The sequence below is a fragment of the Mesorhizobium sp. KACC 23794 genome (genome assembly GCF_052180275.1).
GTDB lineage: Bacteria > Pseudomonadota > Alphaproteobacteria > Rhizobiales > Rhizobiaceae > Kumtagia.
In genome coordinates, this window is the sequence record NZ_CP197465.1 from 496,043 (window position 1) to 514,518 (window position 18,476).

The 18,476-nt window shown below is 63.7% G+C and carries 24 protein-coding genes; 8 read left to right on the top strand and 16 right to left on the bottom strand.

What is annotated here, in order from left to right; translation table 11 throughout:
- Positions 1–142 precede the first annotated feature (142 nt).
- The 5 genes from rplS (at position 143) to ACSBOB_RS02595 (ending at position 3,052) form a co-directional block, all read left to right on the top strand.
- On the top strand, positions 143–622 hold the full coding sequence (gene rplS, locus ACSBOB_RS02575) for a 50S ribosomal protein L19 (protein WP_442580908.1): 480 nt from the start codon (positions 143–145) through the stop codon (positions 620–622).
- Positions 623–688: 66 nt separating this feature from the next.
- Positions 689–1,219 (top strand): GNAT family N-acetyltransferase, encoded by a 531-nt coding sequence (locus ACSBOB_RS02580; protein WP_442580909.1) that lies wholly within the window; start codon positions 689–691, stop codon positions 1,217–1,219.
- A gap of 92 nt (positions 1,220–1,311) precedes the next feature.
- Positions 1,312–1,710 (top strand): DUF6152 family protein, encoded by a 399-nt coding sequence (locus ACSBOB_RS02585; protein ID WP_442580910.1) that lies wholly within the window; start codon positions 1,312–1,314, stop codon positions 1,708–1,710.
- A gap of 10 nt (positions 1,711–1,720) precedes the next feature.
- Positions 1,721–2,185: a hypothetical protein gene (locus ACSBOB_RS02590; RefSeq protein WP_442580911.1), complete on the top strand. Its 465-nt coding sequence runs from the start codon at positions 1,721–1,723 to the stop codon at positions 2,183–2,185.
- A gap of 99 nt (positions 2,186–2,284) precedes the next feature.
- Positions 2,285–3,052, top strand: a complete 768-nt coding sequence (locus ACSBOB_RS02595) for a DUF805 domain-containing protein (protein WP_442580912.1) — start codon at positions 2,285–2,287, stop codon at positions 3,050–3,052.
- A 43-nt stretch (positions 3,053–3,095) separates the two neighbouring features.
- On the opposite strand, the gene ACSBOB_RS02600 is transcribed toward ACSBOB_RS02595, so the two are convergent.
- From ACSBOB_RS02600 to leuD, 6 genes are all read right to left on the bottom strand, one after another.
- Positions 3,096–3,449, bottom strand: a complete 354-nt coding sequence (locus ACSBOB_RS02600) for a DUF1428 domain-containing protein (RefSeq protein ID WP_442580913.1) — start codon at positions 3,447–3,449, stop codon at positions 3,096–3,098.
- Positions 3,450–3,540: 91 nt separating this feature from the next.
- Positions 3,541–4,653 carry a 3-isopropylmalate dehydrogenase gene (gene leuB / locus ACSBOB_RS02605; RefSeq protein WP_442580914.1) on the bottom strand — a complete coding sequence of 371 codons (1,113 nt, stop codon included), beginning with the start codon at positions 4,651–4,653 and terminating at the stop codon, positions 3,541–3,543.
- Positions 4,654–4,742: 89 nt separating this feature from the next.
- Positions 4,743–5,333: a hypothetical protein gene (locus ACSBOB_RS02610; protein ID WP_442580915.1), complete on the bottom strand. Its 591-nt coding sequence runs from the start codon at positions 5,331–5,333 to the stop codon at positions 4,743–4,745.
- Positions 5,334–5,832: 499 nt separating this feature from the next.
- A complete protein-coding gene (locus ACSBOB_RS02615) occupies positions 5,833–6,228 on the bottom strand; it encodes a RidA family protein (RefSeq protein ID WP_442583947.1) in 396 nt (131 codons plus the stop codon).
- Positions 6,229–6,239: 11 nt separating this feature from the next.
- Complete coding sequence (locus ACSBOB_RS02620; RefSeq protein WP_442580916.1) at positions 6,240–7,082, bottom strand: hypothetical protein; 843 nt, start codon at positions 7,080–7,082, stop codon at positions 6,240–6,242.
- 8 nt (positions 7,083–7,090) lie between these two features.
- Positions 7,091–7,696, bottom strand: a complete 606-nt coding sequence (gene leuD / locus ACSBOB_RS02625) for a 3-isopropylmalate dehydratase small subunit (RefSeq protein WP_442580917.1) — start codon at positions 7,694–7,696, stop codon at positions 7,091–7,093.
- Between the two features lie 122 nt (positions 7,697–7,818).
- Here leuD and ACSBOB_RS02630 point away from each other — a divergent pair, with 122 nt between their 5' ends.
- Entirely contained in the window at positions 7,819–8,520 is a 702-nt protein-coding gene (locus ACSBOB_RS02630; protein WP_442580918.1) for a fumarylacetoacetate hydrolase family protein, read from the top strand.
- Between the two features lie 217 nt (positions 8,521–8,737).
- On the opposite strand, the gene ACSBOB_RS02635 is transcribed toward ACSBOB_RS02630, so the two are convergent.
- The 9 genes from ACSBOB_RS02635 to ACSBOB_RS02675 all read right to left on the bottom strand — a co-directional run bounded on the left by ACSBOB_RS02635 (position 8,738) and on the right by ACSBOB_RS02675 (position 16,207).
- Positions 8,738–9,748, bottom strand: a complete 1,011-nt coding sequence (locus ACSBOB_RS02635) for a LacI family DNA-binding transcriptional regulator (RefSeq protein WP_442580919.1) — start codon at positions 9,746–9,748, stop codon at positions 8,738–8,740.
- Between the two features lie 82 nt (positions 9,749–9,830).
- The gene (locus tag ACSBOB_RS02640; protein WP_442580920.1) at positions 9,831–10,589 is read right to left on the bottom strand and encodes a copper homeostasis protein CutC; all 759 of its coding nucleotides are present in this window, start codon (positions 10,587–10,589) and stop codon (positions 9,831–9,833) included.
- Between the two features lie 63 nt (positions 10,590–10,652).
- On the bottom strand, positions 10,653–11,444 hold the full coding sequence (locus ACSBOB_RS02645; protein WP_442580921.1) for a transporter substrate-binding domain-containing protein: 792 nt from the start codon (positions 11,442–11,444) through the stop codon (positions 10,653–10,655).
- Between the two features lie 27 nt (positions 11,445–11,471).
- Positions 11,472–12,389, bottom strand: coding sequence for an isoaspartyl peptidase/L-asparaginase (locus ACSBOB_RS02650; protein WP_442580922.1), 918 nt, complete (start codon positions 12,387–12,389; stop codon positions 11,472–11,474).
- Entirely contained in the window at positions 12,390–13,124 is a 735-nt protein-coding gene (locus ACSBOB_RS02655) for an amino acid ABC transporter ATP-binding protein (RefSeq protein ID WP_442580923.1), read from the bottom strand. It abuts the gene before it with no gap.
- A gap of 1 nt (position 13,125) precedes the next feature.
- Positions 13,126–13,797 (bottom strand): amino acid ABC transporter permease, encoded by a 672-nt coding sequence (locus tag ACSBOB_RS02660; RefSeq protein ID WP_442580924.1) that lies wholly within the window; start codon positions 13,795–13,797, stop codon positions 13,126–13,128.
- Positions 13,797–14,468, bottom strand: a complete 672-nt coding sequence (locus ACSBOB_RS02665) for an amino acid ABC transporter permease (RefSeq protein WP_442580925.1) — start codon at positions 14,466–14,468, stop codon at positions 13,797–13,799. Before ACSBOB_RS02665 ends, ACSBOB_RS02660 begins: the two co-directional genes overlap by 1 nt.
- A 76-nt stretch (positions 14,469–14,544) precedes the next feature.
- Positions 14,545–15,009, bottom strand: coding sequence for a GFA family protein (locus ACSBOB_RS02670; protein ID WP_442580926.1), 465 nt, complete (start codon positions 15,007–15,009; stop codon positions 14,545–14,547).
- Between the two features lie 28 nt (positions 15,010–15,037).
- Entirely contained in the window at positions 15,038–16,207 is a 1,170-nt protein-coding gene (locus tag ACSBOB_RS02675; RefSeq protein WP_442580927.1) for an NAD(P)/FAD-dependent oxidoreductase, read from the bottom strand.
- A gap of 96 nt (positions 16,208–16,303) precedes the next feature.
- Between ACSBOB_RS02675 and ACSBOB_RS02680 the strand changes: the two genes are divergently transcribed.
- Both ACSBOB_RS02680 and ACSBOB_RS02685 read left to right on the top strand, forming a co-directional pair.
- The gene (locus ACSBOB_RS02680) at positions 16,304–17,179 is read left to right on the top strand and encodes an HpcH/HpaI aldolase/citrate lyase family protein (protein ID WP_442580928.1); all 876 of its coding nucleotides are present in this window, start codon (positions 16,304–16,306) and stop codon (positions 17,177–17,179) included.
- A gap of 51 nt (positions 17,180–17,230) precedes the next feature.
- Positions 17,231–17,437: a DUF1737 domain-containing protein gene (locus ACSBOB_RS02685; RefSeq protein ID WP_442580929.1), complete on the top strand. Its 207-nt coding sequence runs from the start codon at positions 17,231–17,233 to the stop codon at positions 17,435–17,437.
- A gap of 24 nt (positions 17,438–17,461) precedes the next feature.
- Here ACSBOB_RS02685 and ACSBOB_RS02690 read toward each other — a convergent pair whose 3' ends face one another.
- The gene (locus tag ACSBOB_RS02690) at positions 17,462–18,313 is read right to left on the bottom strand and encodes an SDR family NAD(P)-dependent oxidoreductase (RefSeq protein ID WP_442580930.1); all 852 of its coding nucleotides are present in this window, start codon (positions 18,311–18,313) and stop codon (positions 17,462–17,464) included.
- Positions 18,314–18,476: the final 163 nt, after the last annotated feature.

Below are 18,476 nucleotides of genomic sequence, written 5' to 3' on the forward strand. Positions count from 1 at the left end.
GACAAACCGACCGGAGCCCGTCATAAGGACGGTGAATTCGCCCCTGCTTCTCCCAGTGAGACGGCATAGCCGAGCGGCAAATGTGCTGCGAGGCAAGCGTTGGGCGCTCTGGCTGTCGAGAAGCAAGAAGAGGTTTTTACCGATGGACATCATCCGTCAACTCGAGGCCGAGCAGGCCGCCAAGATCGAAGCCAAGCGCACGCTGCCCGAATTCCAGCCGGGCGACACGGTGCGCGTCCAGGTGCGCGTCACGGAAGGCACCCGCACCCGTCTCCAGGCCTATGAGGGCGTGGTCATCGCCCGCTCCGGCGCCGGTTTCCAGGAGAGCTTCACCGTCCGCAAGATTTCCTACGGCGAAGGCGTCGAGCGCGTGTTCCCGGTCTACTCGCCGATGGTCGAGGGCGTCGAGATCGTCCGCCGCGGCAAGGTGCGCCGCGCCAAGCTCTATTACCTGCGTGATCGTCGCGGCAAGTCGGCCCGTATTTCGGAAAACACCGGCGTGCGCGCCCGCAAGCTGAACGACGCCGAGCGCGAGGCGCTGAATGCCGAGAAGGCGAAGCTGGAGGCCGACAAGGTCGCCGCCGCCCAGGCGCTCGCCGCCGAGAAGAAGGCCGCCGAGTAGGTCTCGACGCATATTTTCGAGAAAGGCGGCTTTCGGGCCGCCTTTTTTATTGGGAGCGTCGAGCGGATGAACGATGTCGTGATCAGGCCCCTGACCGCCGATGATGCCGCCGCGTTTCGAACCTTGCGGATCGCGGCCCTTGAGGAAAGTCCAGACGCCTTCACCGCAAGCGTCGAGGAAGAGCGGGCGCTGAGCGACGCCGAGATGGCGGCTCGTGCCGTGCCTCCATCACCCGGCGTCTTCTTCGGCGCCTTTGCAGATCGGCAGCTTGTCGGCATGGCCGGCCACATCGCCAACGAACGGCCGAAGACCCTGCACAAGGGCGTGATGGTTGCGGTCTATGTCGCGCCGGACTGGCGGGCGGCAAAGCTTGGGCGCGAAGTGGTGATGGCGGTGATCGCACATGCGCGCTCGGTCGGCGCTTTGTTGCTGCATTGCGCGGTGAGGGCTGACAACACACCGGCGCGGCGGCTCTATCTTTCGCTGGGTTTCGTCCCCTATGGCCTCGAGCGCGATGCGATCTTCGCCAACGGCCGCTATTTCGACGACGAGTTGCTGGCGCTGGACCTGCGAAGCAATCCGGCCCACGGCGGCTGACCCGCGCACGGACGAGCCGTTCATCCTAATTTGATTTGACGAACCGGCAACCGTCCCTACGCTTCTCTGCGATCTTCAGACGGAGTAGCGAAATGTTGCGGACCCGTGAAAGTCGAATCTACTCCCGCAAATCCTTGCTGGCGGCATTGTTCGCCCTGGCGACGGCGGTTCCGGCGCTGGCGCATCACGGCTGGTCGTGGACCGAGGATGGGTTCTTCCAGCTCGAGGGCATCATCCGCGACATCTATATCGGCAATCCGCATGCAACGCTCGATGTCGATGTGGAAGGCGAGATCTGGCGTGTCGAACTGGCGCCGCCATCCGCCGCCATCCGGGCCGGCTTCACCGAAGATGTGGCGAAAGCCGGCGACGAGGTGCTGGCGGTCGGCAATCGCTCACGCGACTCGACGGAAAAACGCATGAAGGCGGTTCGCCTGACGGTCAACGGCAAGACCTACGACGTCTATCCAAATCGCGTGCCGCCGGCTTGACCTGACGCCGATGGAGTTGCTCGCTGGGGTCGAACAGCACGCCTTGGTGCGGCTGCTGAAGGCTTCGTTCTACGCCTATCCGGTCGTCAACGCGCTGCATATCGCTTCGATCGGCGTGCTGTTCGCCTCGGTCTGGCTGGTGGACCTGCGCATCCTCGGCGCGTTGCGTACCCTGCCGGAACAGCCATTCCTGCGGGTGTTGCGGTGGGTTGCGCTTGGCGCGTTTGCGGGTGCGGCGATCACCGGCCTTGCGCTGTTTTCCGTGCGGGCGACGGAGTACATCGGTTTGCCGGTCTTCCTTGCCAAGATGTGCCTCATCCTTCTCGGCGGCCTCAATCTCGCTTTGTTCGCGGCGCTCGACGCCGGACGCCCGGCAGGCAGGGCGCCTTCCGCAGCCATGCGCTTGACGGCCGTCCTGTCCGCGACGCTATGGACGGCGGCGCTGTTTGCCGGACGCTTTATCGGCTTTGCCTAAATCCGTCGGGACGACAGAAGGCGCAGCGCTGCAACGCTGTCCGGTTTCCGTTGACAGGCCAATGCGACTTGCAACACCTTCGCGGGCAAATCGACATGAATGCGGGGCCGGGCTGTGCGCGGGGAAGTGCTTCACTACGACGACAGCCAGGGTTTTGGCTTCATCAGCGGCGCGGATGGCAGCCGCTATACGGTGAAGCGAGAGGATTTGCGGCGCGGTTCGGCGCTCGCCAGCGGCGCGTCGGTCGAGTTCCAGCCGAGCGGCAGCCAGGCGAAGAACGTCCTTGCGATCCGCACGCCGACCGCAGGCGCCGAAGCGGAAACCGTCGCTGCGCAACCAGCCGAATCGCAGCGTTTCGGCCGCAACGCCACTCCGTTCTCCGGCCCTGCTCCGGTTTCTGCCGCTGCCTCGTCCGGAACCGGGCTCGGGCATTATTTCTGGCGGGCACTGACAGCCAACTACGCGAACTTCGTCGATCGTGCCCGCCGCAAGGAATATTGGGGTTACGTCCTGTTCTGGATGCTGGCCTTTGTCGGGGTGTCGATCGCCAGCCTCACGCTGGACTATCAGGTCGGCAACATGGAGCCGGGTTATGAGGCGCCGGTGCTCATGGGGCTTGGCATGGCGGGATGGATCCTGGCCACGCTGGTCCCCAGCCTCGCGATGGCCGTGCGCCGCCAGCACGACATCGGCATTTCGGGCTGGTTCTTCCTGGTGGTTTCCATCCCGATGGGCATGGTGGTCGCGCTGATCTTCGCGCTGATCCCGTCGCGCAAGCAGGAGAACAAGTGGGGTCCGGTGCCGGAGGGCATCGTCGTGGCGCCGACGCGCCTTGGCGCCGCAGATGCTGCGGCGCAGCAGGTCTGATGGCGAGCGGGCCGCAGCGCTTTCCGCTCCACCGCCGTGGATCCTAAAGTTCCAGGAAGGCCTCGAAGCCGCCAAAGATCATGCGCTTGGTATCGAACGGCATGGTGTCGAAGTTGGGCTTCATGCGCGGATCGGCCATGACCTTGGCGTTGACCTCGTCGCGCTTGGCGCGCGACTCGTAGACGATCCAGGAGAAGACCACGGCCTCGTCGTCCTTGGCCTGGACCGAGCGCGGGAAGGAGGTCAGTTCGCCATAGGGAACATCGTCGCCGATGCATTCGACATAGGCGAGCGCGCCATATTCCTTCCACACCGCGCCCGCGTCTGCCGCCAGCTTGCGGTAGGCGTCGAGATTGGCTTTCGGCACGGCCAGGACGAACCCGTCGACATAGGACATTTTCTTCTCCTTTCGATCACGATGGTCAAAGGACGAAACAAACGCTCCGGTTCCGACAGGCTCCCTGGATTTTTATCGCAGCGCGGTCCGGTCAGGCCGACAGCGCCCGGAATTTCTCGATGATGGCGTCGCCCATCGCCACCGTGCCGACCTCGGTCATGCCTTCCGAAAGAATGTCGCGGGTGCGCAGGCCGCTGTCGAGCACCGCCGAGATGGCGGCTTCCAGCCGGTCGGCCTCCGCCACCATGCCGAACGAATAGCGCAGGCACATGGCGAAGGAGGCGATCATGGCGATCGGGTTGGCGGCGCCCGTACCGGCGATGTCGGGCGCCGAGCCATGGACGGGCTCGTAGAGCGCCTTGCGGCTGCGGGTCTTGGCGTCCGGCGCGCCGAGCGACGCCGAGGGCAGCATGCCGATCGAGCCGGTGAGCATCGCGGCGATGTCGGAGAGCATGTCGCCGAACAGATTGTCGGTGACGATCACGTCGAACTGCTTTGGCCAGCGCACAAGCTGCATGCCGCCGGCGTCGGCCAGCATGTGGTCGAGTTTCACGTCGGAATAGCGCGCCTTGTGTGTCTGGGTGACGACCTCGTTCCACAGCACGCCGGACTTCATGACGTTGCGCTTTTCCATCGAGGTGACATGGTTTTTCCGGGTGCGCGCCAGCTCGAAGGCGACGCCGGAAATGCGCTCGATCTCGAACGTGTCGTAGACCTGCGTGTCGATGCCGCGCTTCTGGCCGTTGCCGAGGTCTATGATCTCCTTCGGCTCGCCGAAATAGACGCCGCCGGTCAGCTCGCGCACGATCAGGATATCGAGCCCCTCGACGACGTCGGGCTTGAGCGAGGAGGAGGCGGCCAGCGCCGGATAGCAGATGGCGGGACGCAGATTGGCGAACAGCGCCAGATCCTTGCGCAGGCGCAGCAGACCGGCCTCTGGGCGCACCTCGTAGGGAACGCTGTCCCATTTCGGCCCGCCGACGGCGCCGAACAGGACGGCGTCGGCCGCCAGCGCCTTGGCCATGTCGTCTTCCGAGATCGCCGCGCCATGCGCGTCGTAGGCGCAACCGCCGACCAGTCCGCGTTCGGTCTCGAATCCGGCGGCGAGATCGGTATTCATGACCGCAATCAGCTTCTCCACCTCCGCCATCGCCTCCGGACCGATGCCGTCGCCGGGCAGCAGGAGAAGTTTTTTCGAGGCCATGACGCTATCCTTGATATCTTGGAGAAAACGCCGCCTTGCTAGCGGGCGTAGGGCGGACGCGCAAGGCGCAAAACCCGCTGCATTTCACCTCAGCCTCCCTCCGTTCCGTGCTGCGCGGCCAACACCTGCTCATTGTGCTGCTCTAACTTGACGTTGAGCCAGTGGCGAACCGTGGCGGTGCGCTCGAAGGTGTTGCAGCAGGGCGGCAGGCCGGGGCCTGGAAACACCGTCCAATCGTCTTCGGCCCGCCGCGACACGCAGCGACGGGCCCGCCGGCAGGCTGACTTCCGGCAGTCCGCGTGCAGCCCCAGCATGGTCGCCGCCTGCTGCGCGATGCCGAGCGAGAGGGAGAGGCTGTAGTAGTAGCTTTCCATGCTGTGCCGGTCGGCCCGATAATGTTCGTCGGTCTTGAACTGCGAGCGCGCGGCGTGGAGAACGCGAAAGCGCGGGTAGCCTGGCGGAATCTCGAAATGCTCATAGACGCCGGTGATGTTGGGGTCGCTCCAGTCGGTCTTCTCGTATGGCTTCGGCGTGAAATACTCTGCCTCGGTCATGCCCGGGGGCGTCTCGCCGATCCACGGCACGTTGGCGAGCTTCTCCATCCAGCGCTGCTCGTCAGGCGGAATCGTGTCGTCTGCTACCTGGGGGACGGCTTGGGGAGCCGGGTTTCGTCTGGGCATGGGTTCTCGCTCCCGCGCTTTTGGGCCGGGTTGTTGAAAGATGTCCGGGAAGCGGGGCGCGAGGCCGTGCCTCCTAGTTTAGTTAATACGTGGCGCGACTTTCGCGCCCCGCCGGCGACTTTGGGCTCCGCCCCGTCCTGCTTCGCGACAGCTCCGGCTCCGGCGTTTGTGCCTCGGCTGGCCGTGCTTAAGCGCCTCGTCCAGCGCACACCGCACGTAGTTGCGGAGGGAGGACCTTCGGACAAAGCCTCCCCGGCCATGCTGCTTCGTCGGCAGCATGACGGAGGCGCCGGTTCCTCCCCACTTTCGAACGACTCCGGAAGCGTTCCCGGCGGGAGAAACTGCGGACAATTATGCGGGAGGTTTCGGGGGCGGGGATGATTTTCGCGGTTTTTTCTCGGCGACCGAGTCAAACGCGGAAGCGGCCGTGAACGATTTCAAGGGTTTGGCCGGATCGAAGACAGCGCGGGCTGAAAAATTTCAGCGAAGGGCGGAATCTTTATCCCCCTTTTTGGTCGCGGCGCAGCGCCGTCACCTCGATCTCGATCTTCATTTCCGGCTCGGCGAGGTCGCAGACGACCATCGTCGCGGCCGGACGGATATCGCCGAAAGTCTCGCCGAGGATCGGATAGACGCGGTTCACGAAGGCGCGATCGGTGACGTAATAATGCGCGCGCACCACGTCGGCAAAGGAGAAGCCGCCCTCGGCAAGCGCCCTGCCGATGGTCGCGAGGCAATTGCGCGCCTGATCCTCGACGCTCTCCGGCATGGTCATGGTCGCATAGTCGTAGCCGGTCGTGCCGGCGACAAAACACCAGTCGCCCTGCACGACGGCACGCGAATAGCCCGCCGTCTTCTCGAAAGGCGAACCGGTGGAGATGAGCCTTCTATCCACTTTCACCAATACTAATATTCACGCCCAAAGCCATAGAAAGTTCTCTCGTCCTTAATACCCAAACGATCAAGAAGCAAAACCTTCTCTTGAGCTGATACTGCGTCGTATAGGGCCGGAAATGCCTCTACTATATTCTGAAGGTAGGGTTCAAGTTTCGTCAAGTTATCCCCGGCCTTCTCAACATTAATTATCTCCTCATCGCTTAGTTCTATTTGAACAATGCCAATACGAAATTTTTCAGCATAATATTGCATAGATTTAGGAATTTCGGATTCGCCGTCATGGCGAAAACAAAAATACGATCTGTCTGAAAATCGTTTGTGAGAAATAGCCTCAAAAATATACTGCTCCCATCCGATTACATTTATCTTGACTTCGCACGAGGCTATTTCAATGTCCGATATTCCAAATGCTTGAATTCGGTTTAGCCCAATAATATCAGGATTACCCCATTTGCCACCCGACTTGGACGCAGATGTATCTTTTGAGCGGAAACCCTTCGTCGATAGCCACAATTCTATCAGCGGGTATAAACTTTTCTCCGAGTATTCCTTTTTCTTTTTGCCTATTTCAATTTCTACCGTTTCCGGTTTTTCCGGGGGCGAGGCTGTCTCAAGTTCCTTTTGCAGCCAATACCCAGATCGCGAGCCGCCAGTTACAATATTGGAAACCGACGAATCATTGGCGGCCAAGCTAAGATAGCTAAATAAGCTGCCGCGCTTTAAATTTATACCATCAATACCAGCAAGCGCATCAACTATTTTTGGCCCAGGAATCGATTTGTCCCTTGAATACGCCCCTTTTGACTCCAGAAGCTTCATTGCCTCGGAAACTACAGTCTCAAAGGTGGACATATCTTTTCTCACGCCCAGGGGCGCGAGGCTGCTGCAGTCTTCTCATAAGCGGCGATCGACGACGCCTTCTCCAGCGTCAGGCCGATGTCGTCGAGGCCGTTGAGCAGGCAGTGGCGCTTGAAATCGTCTAGGTCGAATTTCACCGTGCCGCCGTCCGGTCCACGGATTTCCTTGGCTTCCAGGTCGACGGTGAGCGTCGCATTGGCGCCGCGCGAGGCGTCGTCCAGCAGTTTTTCCAGATCTTCCGGGCTGACGGTGACCGGCAGGACGCCGTTCTTGAAGCAGTTGTTGTAGAAAATATCGGCGAAGGAGGTGGAGATCACGCAGCGTATGCCGAAATCGAGCAATGCCCAGGGCGCGTGCTCGCGCGACGAGCCGCAGCCGAAATTGTCGCCGGCAACGAGGATCTGCGCCTTGCGGTAGGCCGGCTTGTTGAGCACGAAATCCGGGTTCTCGGAGCCGTCCTCGTTGTAGCGCATCTCGGCGAACAGGCCCGTGCCGAGGCCCGTGCGCTTGATCGTCTTCAAATAATCCTTCGGGATGATCATGTCGGTGTCGACATTGACGATGGGCATTGGAGCCGCGACGCCGGTGAGGGTGGTGAATTTGTCCATGATGATCTTCCGTCAGCGTTCGGGATTTTCGCTGGCAACGCTTTACAGCAAGCGCATTGCGATTCAAAGCCTGTCCAGCCGAATCGGCGCCAATGCGGGGCAGGCACAGCAGGAGACGAAGAATGGCCGGAAAATACCTCTTTGCGCCGCCAGAACCGGCTTCGGTTCCGATCGTCGGCGACGCCAGGCTCTACCCGGTCGGCCGCATCTTCTGCGTCGGCCGCAACTATGCGGAGCACGCAAAGGAGATGGGGCACGAGGTGGACCGCGAGGCGCCGTTCTATTTCACCAAGCCGTCGAGCGCGATCCTGGCGACCGGCGCGACGATCCCCTATCCGCCGGGAACCGAGAATTTCCATCACGAGATGGAATTTGTCTTGGCGCTGGATGGCCCGGCCTTCCGCATCGCCGAGGCGGACGCGATGTCGGCGGTGTTCGGCTACGCCTGCGGGCTCGACCTGACGCGCCGCGACCTGCAACAGGCGGCGAAGGACAAGGGCCGGCCGTGGGACCTTGCAAAGGCCTTCGAGCATTCGGCCGCGATCAGCCCGATCACGCCTGCAAACGTGTTCGGCGCCATCGGCGACCAGCGCATCCATCTCGCCGTCAACGGTGAGACGCGCCAGGACTCCCGCCTCTCCGACCTGATCTGGAGCGTGCCGACGCTGATCAGCCATCTGTCGCGCTACTATCACCTGCAGGCCGGCGACCTGATCTACACCGGCACGCCGGCCGGCGTCGGCAAGCTTGTGGCCGGCGACAGGCTGGAGGGCGGCATCGACGGGCTGGAACCGATCGCGCTGACCATAGGTGCGGCGGAGTAGCCTCACACCAAAAGTTCCCATCACAGATCAGCCGGCTCGGCCGAAGCACCCCCACTCCGGCCCTTCGGGCCACCTCTCCCCCTAAGAGGGGTAGAGGAAAGGCGCTGCCGCGATGCCGGCGCTCATTCAGCTTGGCTTCTTCTACCCCTCTTATCGGGAGAGGTGGCCCGAAGGGCCGGAGTGGGGGTGCTTGTTGGCCAGTTTGCGATCGGCACCATCAAGCGGTTGCCCGCGGAAAGAATGCTGTCGGTATCCGCACCGGCTCATGTGGCTGCCCGAAGACCTGCGGCTGCGTCAGCATGCCGACGATCTCGTCGACGTAGCGCGTCTTGTCGTAGCCGATCGAGGCGATCGGGTAGGCGTCGAAGCTGGTGAGCGACAAATTGTCAAAACCGTAGAGCCGGAAGCGTTCGGGGCGGTTGCCGGGGAAATCGGCGCGCCGTGCATCGAGGATGCCCATGGCCATGGCGTCGGAGGTGCAGAACACTGCCTGCGGCGGATTTTCGCCGACCAGCGCCTCTGCGGCGGCGTGGCCGCTTTCGTAGGAATAGTCGCCCTGCGCCTCGCGGATCACGGTGATGCCGTGGCGGGCAAAGCTGGCACGGTAGGCGCCGATGCGGATGCGCTCGACCTCCGACGACTGCCGGCCGGTGAGCAGCGCGGCCTCGCGAACACCCTTGCCGGCGGCGTCGGCGACAGCCTGCTCGATGCCGACCGCCTCGTCGGGGATGATCGCCGGCGACAGCCGGTCATGGCGGCCGTTCAGCATGACGACATGGTCGGAGTGGAACATCTCGCGCACCGTCGCGGCATCGGCGAAATCGGAAAACACAAGTGCGGCGTCGACATGATAGGCGATGCCGCGCCGCAAAAATTCCTCGACGCGCGCCACCGAGCCGACACGCAGCAGGATCAGCTGCTTGCCCGCCGCCTGGATGCGGTCGAGCAGCAGGTCGAACAGGTCGAGGTCGGACAGGTCGTGGATATGGTTCACCACCACCGCGACCAGGTTGACCGATTTCGAGGTCAGGCTCTGCGCCAGAAGGTTCGGCTTGAAGCCGAGCTCGGCGGCCGCCTTGAGGACCCGTTCGCGCTTTTCCGCCGATACGGGCCGCGGCTTCGGCGACAGCGCGCGCGACGCGACCGCCCGGGAGACCCCGGCCCGCTCCGCCACATCGGCGATGGTCAGGGCGCCACGTTCCGTTTCGTTTTCCATAGTGGTCGACATATTAGAGCATCACTACGCATCAGGATGTAAACAAATTACATCCCGAAAGCATCGGCTACCTGCATCGTTCCGACGGACTGTGTCACCGGTTCCGCGCAGCGGCGATCGTGGCGCGCACGCCTTCCTCCGAAGTCAGCGTGTTGGTGTACTCGCGCTCCAGGTCGGTACCGCCCATGCCGATGGTCGGGTTGCGGAAATGCATGCCGCTGGGTTCGTCGCGCAGCGCGGCGAAGTGTATCTCCTCGACACCGGTGGCATCGATGACATGGGCGATGTTGCGCTCGTTGAGCCCGCCGCAGCCCATGACGACGATGCGCCCGGCGGCGACCTTGACCGTCTCGGCCAGCACGTCGAGCCCCTCGATGGCGGTGTCGTGGCGGCCGGAGGTCAGCACGCGGTCGACGCCGGCGCGCACCAGCGCCTCGATCGCCTCTCTGTGGTCGCGGGTCATGTCGAAAGCGCGGTGGCAGGTGACCTTCATCGGTCGGGCAGCCTCGACCAGTGCCTTCATGCGCTGTTCGTCGATGGTGCCGTCGGGACTGAGGCAGCCGGCGACGACGCCTTGCACGCCCATGTCGCGAAACGCCTTCACGTCTTCGATCATCGAGCGGAACTCGATCTCGGAATAGAGGAAATCGCCGCCACGCGGCCGGACCATGACGAAGAACGGGATTTTGGCCAGGCGCTGCGCCTCGCGCACGACGCCGACGCTGGGGGTGAGCCCGCCCTCCAGCAGCGAGGCGCAAAGCTCGACGCGGTCGGCGCCGGCGTTCTGGGCGGCGACGAGGCCGTCGGTGTTTTCCACGCAGATCTCGATGGCGCGGAGCGGATGGGCGGTCATGGAAGAATCCTATGGATGGAAGCGTGGCTCAACCGGAAGGCCGGGCCACGCAGGATCAAAAAATCACCAGAGCGGGTTCAGGGACGGCGGATTGGCCGTCTCTCCCCACCACTTCTTGTAATTGGCTTCGTAGGCGCCGGACTGGATGTAGTCGGAGACGAACATGTCCAGCCAGCGCACGAATTCCGGATCGCCCTTGGCCACCGCGATGCCGATCGGATCGTTGGAATAGAGGCCATCGATCGTCACCAGCGACGGGTTCTTGGTGGCGAGATAGTCGAGCAGCGAGGAATCCTCGATCGCCGCGTCGACGCGTTTCTGCTGGAGCTGCAGCACGCCGTCCGGCGCGAACTGGTCGACATAGACGAGTTCGGCCTCCGGCGCCGCCTTCTTGATGAAGGTTTCGCCGGTGGTGCCGCGGCCGACGACGATCTTCTTGCCGGCAAGATCGGCCAGCGTCTTGATGCCGGAATCGGCCTGGACGATGACGCGCAGGCCGGCGCGGTTGTAGGGAATGGTGAAGTTGACGCTCTTGGCGCGCTCCAGCGTTGCCGAGGTGTTGGCGACGACGATGTCGAGCTGGCCTGAGACCAGCATGGAGATGCGCGCGTCGCCCGACACGTCGGTGAACTCCACCGGCACGCCGAGCTTTTCGGCCAGCAGCGTCGCAACGTCGACGTCGTAGCCGACCGGGTTGTTCTGCGGATCGCGGAAACCGATCGGCTCGCCGCCGAGCGACACGCCGATGCGCACCGTGCCGCGCGAGCGGATGTCGTCGAGCATGCCCGCCAGGGCCGGGAGGACCGAGCCGGCGACGAAGGCCAGCGCGGCAAGGGCAGTCAGAAGTCGTTTCATGGTGCAGTCCTCTCTGGATGGCTCTTGTTATGCGTTGCTCGCTGCCCGGAGTTCCGGCCCGGACATCGACTCCTCCCAGAACCAGTAGCGGATCTCGCCCTGGCACCGGAAATTCACGACCTTGTGGTTGGCATGGGCGTCGACGGCGTGGATGACTACGCCTCCCAGGAAACCCCCGGTCAGTTCGGCAAGCTCGTCGACGGCGAGCCTTATGGCGTCGCCCAGCGGCCGGCCCAGTTTCATCGCGAGCACGATCGAGCGCGCGGTGGCGCAGCGCATGGTCATCTCGCCGGTATGCGTGCAGGCGGCGGCGCCATAGCGGCTGTCGGCATAGAAGCCGGCGCCGGGGATAGGGCTGTCGCCCAGCCGGCCCGGATATTTCCACGCCCAGCCGGATGTCGAGGTCGCGGCATGGATGCCGCGCTCGGCATCGGCGCTGAGGAAGACGGTGGTGTCGCGCACCCGCTCGGGATCGGTGATCGCGGTGCTCAGCGGCGCCAGCGGGATTTTCGGGAATTTCTCCAACTCGCCGGCGGGCAGCTCCTTCTCCAGCCGTTCCCACCAGACGCGTTTGCTGTCTTCCAGCAGCATGTCGTCCAGCGGAAAGCCGATCTCGGTGGCGAAGCGGCGCGCGCCGTCGCCGGTCAACATCACATGCGGCAGGCGCTTCATCACCTCATGGGCAAGTGCTGCGACGTGCAGCGTGTCCGGCACCGCGCCGACCGAACCGACGGCGCGCGTGTTGCCGTCCATGACCGCGCCGTCGCATTCCATGATGCCGAGCATATTCGGCCAGCCGCCGTAACCGACGCTGCGCACTTTCGGTTCCGCCTCGACGCTGCCGATGCCGGCCACCATCGCATCGAGGCTTTCCGCGCCGGATTTCAGCATCTCGACGGTCAGCGGAAAGCCAGGCCAGGCCTCGGCATTTGCAAGCAACAGCATTCAGTCTTTCCGCATTTTTGACAGGAACTGGGCGACGCGCGGCTGTGCGAGGCCGCCCGCAGGGTCAAAGAAATCCTTGGTTGGCAGGTCGACCAGCAGCACCCCCTTCTCGAGGAAGACGATGCGGTTGGAGATCTGCCGGGCGAACTCGACCTCGTGCGTGACGAAGACCATGGTCGTGCCTTCGGCAGCCAGCTTGGCCAGGATGGTCAGCACCTCGGCGGTCATTTCGGGATCGAGCGCGCTGGTCACCTCGTCGAGCAGCAGGTAGCTCGGCTTCATCGCCAGCGCCCGGCAGATGCCGACGCGCTGGCGCTGGCCGCCCGAAAGCTGTGCCGGATAGGCGTCGGCGCGGTCGCCGAGCCCGACCGAGGCGAGCAGCGCGCGGCCTTCCGCCTCCGCCTCGGCGCGTGGCCGCTTCAGTACCTCGACCGGCGCCAGCGTGATGTTCTGCAACGCGGTCATATGCGGATAGAGGTTGAAGAGCTGGAACACGGTGCCGGAGCGTTTGCGCGCCTCGGCAAGTTCCTTCGGCTTGCTCACATCGAACTCGTCGACCGTTATGCTGCCTGCGTCCAGCTTTTCGAGACCGTTGATGCAGCGGATCAGCGTCGATTTGCCGGAACCCGACGACCCGAGGATCGACACCACTTCGCCGGGCTGGACTGCGAGATTGACGCCGTTCAGCACCGTCGCCGCGCCGAAGGATTTTTTGACGTTTTCGACCTTCAGCATGTCAGAGACCTCTAAAGGCGCTGTGCGCCCTGAGCCGGTCCTCGAAGCGCGCGCCGAGCGTCGCCACCAGCTTTGCCGCGAGATAGTAGAGCAGGCCGACGACCGACCAGACGATGAAAGGTTTCAGCGTCCGCAAATTGAGGATGTTGCCGATCTTGGTGAGGTCGACGACGCCGATCACCGAGATCAGCGAGGTGACCTGAAGCTGGTTGACCAGCAGCGCCACCAGCGGGCCGACCGAGAAAGCGGCCGCCTGCGGCGCGATCACATGGCGCAGCACCTGCCAGCGCGTCAGCCCGAAGACGCGGGCCGTCTCCACCTGTTCGCGGGCAATCGATTCGATGGCGGAAACGCCGATGACGTAGACGAACGCCGCTGTGTTTGCCGACAGCGTGATCACGGCGGCCTCGACCGGCGTGACATTGACCTTGAAGAAGGCCGGGAAGCCGAAAAAGACCAGGAACAGTTGCACAAGCACCGGCGAGTTTTTCAGGATCTCGGCAACGAAGGTGATGAGTTGCATCAGGCCGGGCACGCGATAGAAGCGGATCACCGCCCAGACCGAGCCGACGGCGAGGCCGATCAGCGATGTCGCCAGGAAAAGCCCGATGGTGGTGGCGAGGCCCTGCGCCAGCAGGAGGAGGTCATAGCTGGTGAAATCGCTGTAGCGCATCAGCCGACCGGCTCCAGCATGTCGCGGTTGAGGCGCCGGTGCAGCAGTCCGATGCCGATCGAGACGAGCCAGGTCAGGGCAGCATAGACGACGAGCAGCACGACATAGATCTCGAACGGCCGGAACGTGTCGGAGGCGACGATCTTGGCCGAGCCGGTGAGTTCGTTGAGCGTGATGGTCGACAGGATCGACGAGGTGAGGATCATGTTGATCAGCACCGACCCCAGTGGCCGAACCGAGGTTCTGAGCGCGATCGGCAGCACGATGCGGGTGAAGGTCGTGCGTTTCGACAGGCCGCTGACCTCGGCGGCTTCTAGGATGCCGTTGTCGATGGCTAGGATGCCGGAGCGGATGATGTCCGACGCATAGGCACCGCCGGCGATCGACAGCGCGACGACGCCGGTGGTGAAGGCGTCGATGTAGATGCCGATCTCCGGCAGGCCATAGTAGAAGAAAAAGAGCTGCACGATGAACGGGATGTTGCGGAAGAGGTCGACATAGACGAAGGCCAGCCGCCGCACCCAGGCGGTCGACGATGTACGGGCAATGGCGACCAGCATGCCGAGGACGACGGAGCCGACAAGGGCGAGGAAACAGGCCTCGACAGTCAGCAGCGCGCCTTCGGCCAGAAAGCCGATATGAGGCAGCAGAATGGTCAGGTCGAACCGCACGTATCCCCAAATGCGCGAGTGAAACCGGTTTCAGTCTGTGATTTTAGCGCGAAGCTGTCAATCCGTCGATAATACCCTATGTTGGTCCTGCACCCTGTGCCGCATATTCCGCGACCAGCGCCTGATAGCGCTCCAGTTCGGGCTCGCCGGCAAAGCTATATTTGGCCGGAGTGCGGGCCCAAGGCAGGCCCTGGCCGGTCGAGGTCTCGACAAAGGGAACGAACCACAAATGGTCGTCGAGCATGGAGGGGCTCAGATTGACCAGCCAGTCCAGCCCTTCCGGTCGCGTGAACATCCAGCTCTTGCAGAACGGGCAGAAGAAATGCCGCGTAGGACCCTGCAGCCCGCCGACCACCGGCTCGCCCTGCGTGACGACAAAACCCTCGGACGGAATGGCGAGCGACAGCGAATAGGCGCTGACCGACATTTTCTGGCAGCCGTTGCAATGGCAGGCGGCGGCCAGCAGCGGCGGCGCGCTGACCGCGATACGCACGCGGCCGCAACGGCAGCCGCCCGCCCGGGGCAATTTCCAGTCGCGCATGGCAGACCTCCCTATCCTGTCGCCGCACTCAGATGACGTTCAACTCCCGGAACGCCCGGTTCGCGGCGATCCTTTCATAACCGAAGGCGGACGCGTCGACGGTGCGATAGCCGCCGTGGACGATGAGTTCCGCCAGGGCCTTGCCGACTGCGGGGGCCTGCTGCAGTCCGTGGCCGGAAAAGCCGTTGGCGAAAAGGAAATTTGTCACCTCCGGATGCGGCCCGATGACGGCGTTCTGGTCGAGCGTGTTGTAGTCGTAGTGACCGGCCCAGGCGCGTGTCGCCTTGATCGCCTCGAAGGCCGGGATGCGCGTCGCCAGCACCGGCCAGATCGTCTCCTCGAACAGCGGCCAGTCCGGATCGAAATCGGTGGGATCGGCGGCCGCCTCGCCCTCCTCGATTTCGGCCCCGCCGACGATGTAGACCGAACCTTCCGGCCGCCACCAGATGCCGCTGGGATCGACGACCAGCGGCATGTCGGCGAAGCGATCATTGGCCTCGAAGACGAAGATGTTGCGCTTGCGCGGCTCGACCGGCAGCGCGATCCCAGCCATGGCGGAGACCTTTCCGGCATTCGGGCCCGCCGCGTTGATGACGATGCCTGCCTCCAGCCGCTCGCCATTGTTCAGCGTCACGCCAGCGACGCGATTCCCGTCGCGGGCGATACCGGACGCCGATGCCGTGATGAAGTCGATACTCCTTGTCCGCAACGCCTTGCGGAACAGCATCAGCAGCGCATGGGCATCGAACCAGCCTTCGCCGGTCCGGCCCCAGGCGCCGGCGACGATGCCTTCCGGCGACAGCCAGGAAAAGCGGCGCGACAGCGCCGCTGCATCCTCCAGCAGGATGTCGGCGCCCTCGGCGGTCTGCGCGTCGTGGTTGGCCTTCAGGACCGGAAGTCCGTCGTCGGTGGCGAGGATCAGGTAGCCGTTTTCATGGAAGGTTATGTCGGCGTCGGCGCCGAACTCCTGCTTCAGCCGGCGGAACAGGCCGAGCGTGAACTGCGACAGGCGGATGTTCTCGGGAATGGAAAACTGCTGGCGGATCGAGGCCGCCGACAGGGTCGTGGCGGAATGCGTGAACTGCGGATCACGTTCGACCAGCGCGATCGAGCCGGCAAAGCCCTCCTCGCGCAGATAGTAGGCGATCGAGCTGCCGACGATCGCTCCGCCGATGATGACGATGTCGTACCGTGCCATGGTCTTCCGCATATCGTTTCGTTGGTCCTAGCATGCAGCAACGGCGCCGCGAGGCAAGCTCTTGCAAGGGCCAGCGGCGCGGGGCAAGAAGGCCACATGTCCACGTCTCCCAATCGCTCCTTCCGCTCCGTTCTCTACATGCCCGCCACCAATACGAGGGCGCTGGCCAAGGCGGCGACGCTCGCAAGCGACGCGGTCATCGTCGATCTGGAGGACGCCGTTGCGCCCGATGAGAAGGTTTTGGCGCGTGAAAATCTGAGGGCCTGGTTCGAGACACGCCAGACGAAACCGGCGACCACGATCATCCGCATCAACGCGCTGTCGAGCGAATGGGGCGCCGATGATCTCGTCCTGGCGCGAAGCCTGGAACTCGATGGCATCCTGCTGCCGAAGGTCGAAACGCCGCGCGACATTCTCGAAGCCGGCGACGTGCTCGACGACGAGGCCGTGGCGGAGACGGTGAAATTGTGGGCGATGGTCGAGACTCCGAAGGCCATGCTCAATCTGGGCGGCATCGCCGAGCTTGGCCGCGACCCGGCATCGCGCCTTGCCGGCTTGGTCGCAGGCACCAATGATCTGGCGAAAGACACCGGCGTGCTGGTGACGCCGGACCGGCGCTACCTGCTACCATGGCTGATGCAGATCGTCCTGGCGGCGCGGGCCGGCGGGCTGGTGGCATTGGACGGCGTCATGAACGAATTCCGCGACCTCGACGCCTTCGGGCCCGAATGCGCGGAGGGCGCCGCGATGGGATTTGACGGCAAGACGCTGATCCATCCGGCGCAGATCGAACCGGCCAACAAGGCATTCTCGTCGTCGGAAGCAGCAGTGGCTGAGGCGCAAGCGATCGTCGAGGCATTCGCGCGGCCGGAAAATGCCGGCAAGGGGGTGATCTCGCTGGACGGCCGTATGGTCGAGCGGCTGCATCTGGTGCAGGCCGAGCGCTTGCTGGCGCGTGCCGGACGGGCTTGAATTCGGCTGCCCGCACCGTAATTTTGATTCACCTGACCGTAGGAGGCCCTGATGAAGCTCTATCGTTTCCTGACTGGACCGGACGATTCCAGCTTCTGCCACAAGGTGACGGCGGCGCTGAACAAGGGGTGGCACCTGTTCGGCTCGCCGACCTATTCCTACAATGCCGAGACCAAGACGATGATGGCCGGCCAGGCGGTGGTCAAGGATGTCGACGGCAAGGATTACGATCCGGGCATCAAGCTCAGCGAGTTTTAGCCGGCTCAAGCCAGCCTGGAATCGCTAATCCCCTTCGCGCACGAAGGCGGCAAAAGCGTCGGAAAAGTCCGGATGCCAGCGCGATAGCGGCGGGCGGTTCTCGACGACGTCGCCGGCCGCCCAGCGGATGCGCTTCTCGTCCAGTGCGCGCGGCACATCGTTATCCGGGCACAAAATGTAGAAGTCGCCGCGCTCCAGGCTCTCCAGCATGAAATCGACCGTCTGCTCCGGCGTCCAGGCGCTGTCCGGCTTTTCGGTGCGGCCGCCAGAGGCCAACGGGGTGAAGACGAAGCCGGGGATGAGGAGGTGGGCACTCACGCGGCAGTCCTTGGTATTGCGCAGCTCGTGCTGCAGGGCTTCGGTGAAGGTTTTCACGCCGGACTTGGAGACGTTGTAGGCCGGATCGCCGGGCGGCGTCGTGATGCCCTGCTTGGAGCCGGTGTTGACGATCAGTCCCGGCCGGCCGCGCGCGATCATTGCAGGTCCGAAGATGCGGCTGCCATGGATGACGCCCCACAGGTTCACCGCCAGCACGCGCTCCCAGTTTTCGACAGGTCCGAACAGCGCGCTGCCGGGCTGGACGCCGGCATTGTTCATTAGCAGGTCCGTGCCGCCGAAGGTCTTGGCGACCGACTTCTCCAGTGCAACAAGATCGTCGACGCGGCTGACGTCGGCTTCGACCGCCATCACGTCTTCCTTGTTGCTTGCCGAGAGGATCACCTGCGCCCGTGCATCGGCCAGCCGCTTGGCACCGATGTCGGCGATGCAGACCTTCATGCCTCGTGCGGCGAACTTTTTCGCCGCCGCGAGGCCGATGCCGGAGGCGCCGCCGGTGATGACGGCGACGGCGCCGGGGACGAGAACGGGATGCGACATGCGAGGCTCCTTGCAAGGCGATCACCGTCGCCAGACGGGAAGGCAGGCTAGCCTTTTTGCGCGGCCGGGCACAGGGGCGGTTTGGTTTCTTTCGGCAGGGACCGCGGCAATTCGGAGCCGTCCGCAAAAAGTCTCCTGGCTGCCGCGCCGAGCCGGCCACGGC

Bases quoted from the DNA above. Each gene is read 5' to 3' on its own strand.
- rplS (WP_442580908.1), top strand. From the start codon at position 143: ATGGACATCATCCGTCAACTCGAGGCCGAGCAGGCCGCCAAGATCGAA.
- ACSBOB_RS02580 (WP_442580909.1), top strand. From the start codon at position 689: ATGAACGATGTCGTGATCAGGCCCCTGACCGCCGATGATGCCGCCGCG.
- ACSBOB_RS02585 (WP_442580910.1), top strand. From the start codon at position 1,312: ATGTTGCGGACCCGTGAAAGTCGAATCTACTCCCGCAAATCCTTGCTG.
- ACSBOB_RS02590 (WP_442580911.1), top strand. From the start codon at position 1,721: ATGGAGTTGCTCGCTGGGGTCGAACAGCACGCCTTGGTGCGGCTGCTG.
- ACSBOB_RS02595 (WP_442580912.1), top strand. From the start codon at position 2,285: ATGCGGGGCCGGGCTGTGCGCGGGGAAGTGCTTCACTACGACGACAGC.
- ACSBOB_RS02600 (WP_442580913.1), bottom strand. From the start codon at position 3,449: ATGTCCTATGTCGACGGGTTCGTCCTGGCCGTGCCGAAAGCCAATCTC.
- leuB (WP_442580914.1), bottom strand. From the start codon at position 4,653: ATGGCCTCGAAAAAACTTCTCCTGCTGCCCGGCGACGGCATCGGTCCG.
- ACSBOB_RS02610 (WP_442580915.1), bottom strand. From the start codon at position 5,333: ATGCCCAGACGAAACCCGGCTCCCCAAGCCGTCCCCCAGGTAGCAGAC.
- ACSBOB_RS02620 (WP_442580916.1), bottom strand. From the start codon at position 7,082: ATGTCCACCTTTGAGACTGTAGTTTCCGAGGCAATGAAGCTTCTGGAG.
- leuD (WP_442580917.1), bottom strand. From the start codon at position 7,696: ATGGACAAATTCACCACCCTCACCGGCGTCGCGGCTCCAATGCCCATC.
- ACSBOB_RS02630 (WP_442580918.1), top strand. From the start codon at position 7,819: ATGGCCGGAAAATACCTCTTTGCGCCGCCAGAACCGGCTTCGGTTCCG.
- ACSBOB_RS02635 (WP_442580919.1), bottom strand. From the start codon at position 9,748: ATGTCGACCACTATGGAAAACGAAACGGAACGTGGCGCCCTGACCATC.
- ACSBOB_RS02640 (WP_442580920.1), bottom strand. From the start codon at position 10,589: ATGACCGCCCATCCGCTCCGCGCCATCGAGATCTGCGTGGAAAACACC.
- ACSBOB_RS02645 (WP_442580921.1), bottom strand. From the start codon at position 11,444: ATGAAACGACTTCTGACTGCCCTTGCCGCGCTGGCCTTCGTCGCCGGC.
- ACSBOB_RS02650 (WP_442580922.1), bottom strand. From the start codon at position 12,389: ATGCTGTTGCTTGCAAATGCCGAGGCCTGGCCTGGCTTTCCGCTGACC.
- ACSBOB_RS02655 (WP_442580923.1), bottom strand. From the start codon at position 13,124: ATGCTGAAGGTCGAAAACGTCAAAAAATCCTTCGGCGCGGCGACGGTG.
- ACSBOB_RS02660 (WP_442580924.1), bottom strand. From the start codon at position 13,797: ATGCGCTACAGCGATTTCACCAGCTATGACCTCCTCCTGCTGGCGCAG.
- ACSBOB_RS02670 (WP_442580926.1), bottom strand. From the start codon at position 15,009: ATGCGCGACTGGAAATTGCCCCGGGCGGGCGGCTGCCGTTGCGGCCGC.
- ACSBOB_RS02675 (WP_442580927.1), bottom strand. From the start codon at position 16,207: ATGGCACGGTACGACATCGTCATCATCGGCGGAGCGATCGTCGGCAGC.
- ACSBOB_RS02680 (WP_442580928.1), top strand. From the start codon at position 16,304: ATGTCCACGTCTCCCAATCGCTCCTTCCGCTCCGTTCTCTACATGCCC.
- ACSBOB_RS02685 (WP_442580929.1), top strand. From the start codon at position 17,231: ATGAAGCTCTATCGTTTCCTGACTGGACCGGACGATTCCAGCTTCTGC.
- ACSBOB_RS02690 (WP_442580930.1), bottom strand. From the start codon at position 18,313: ATGTCGCATCCCGTTCTCGTCCCCGGCGCCGTCGCCGTCATCACCGGC.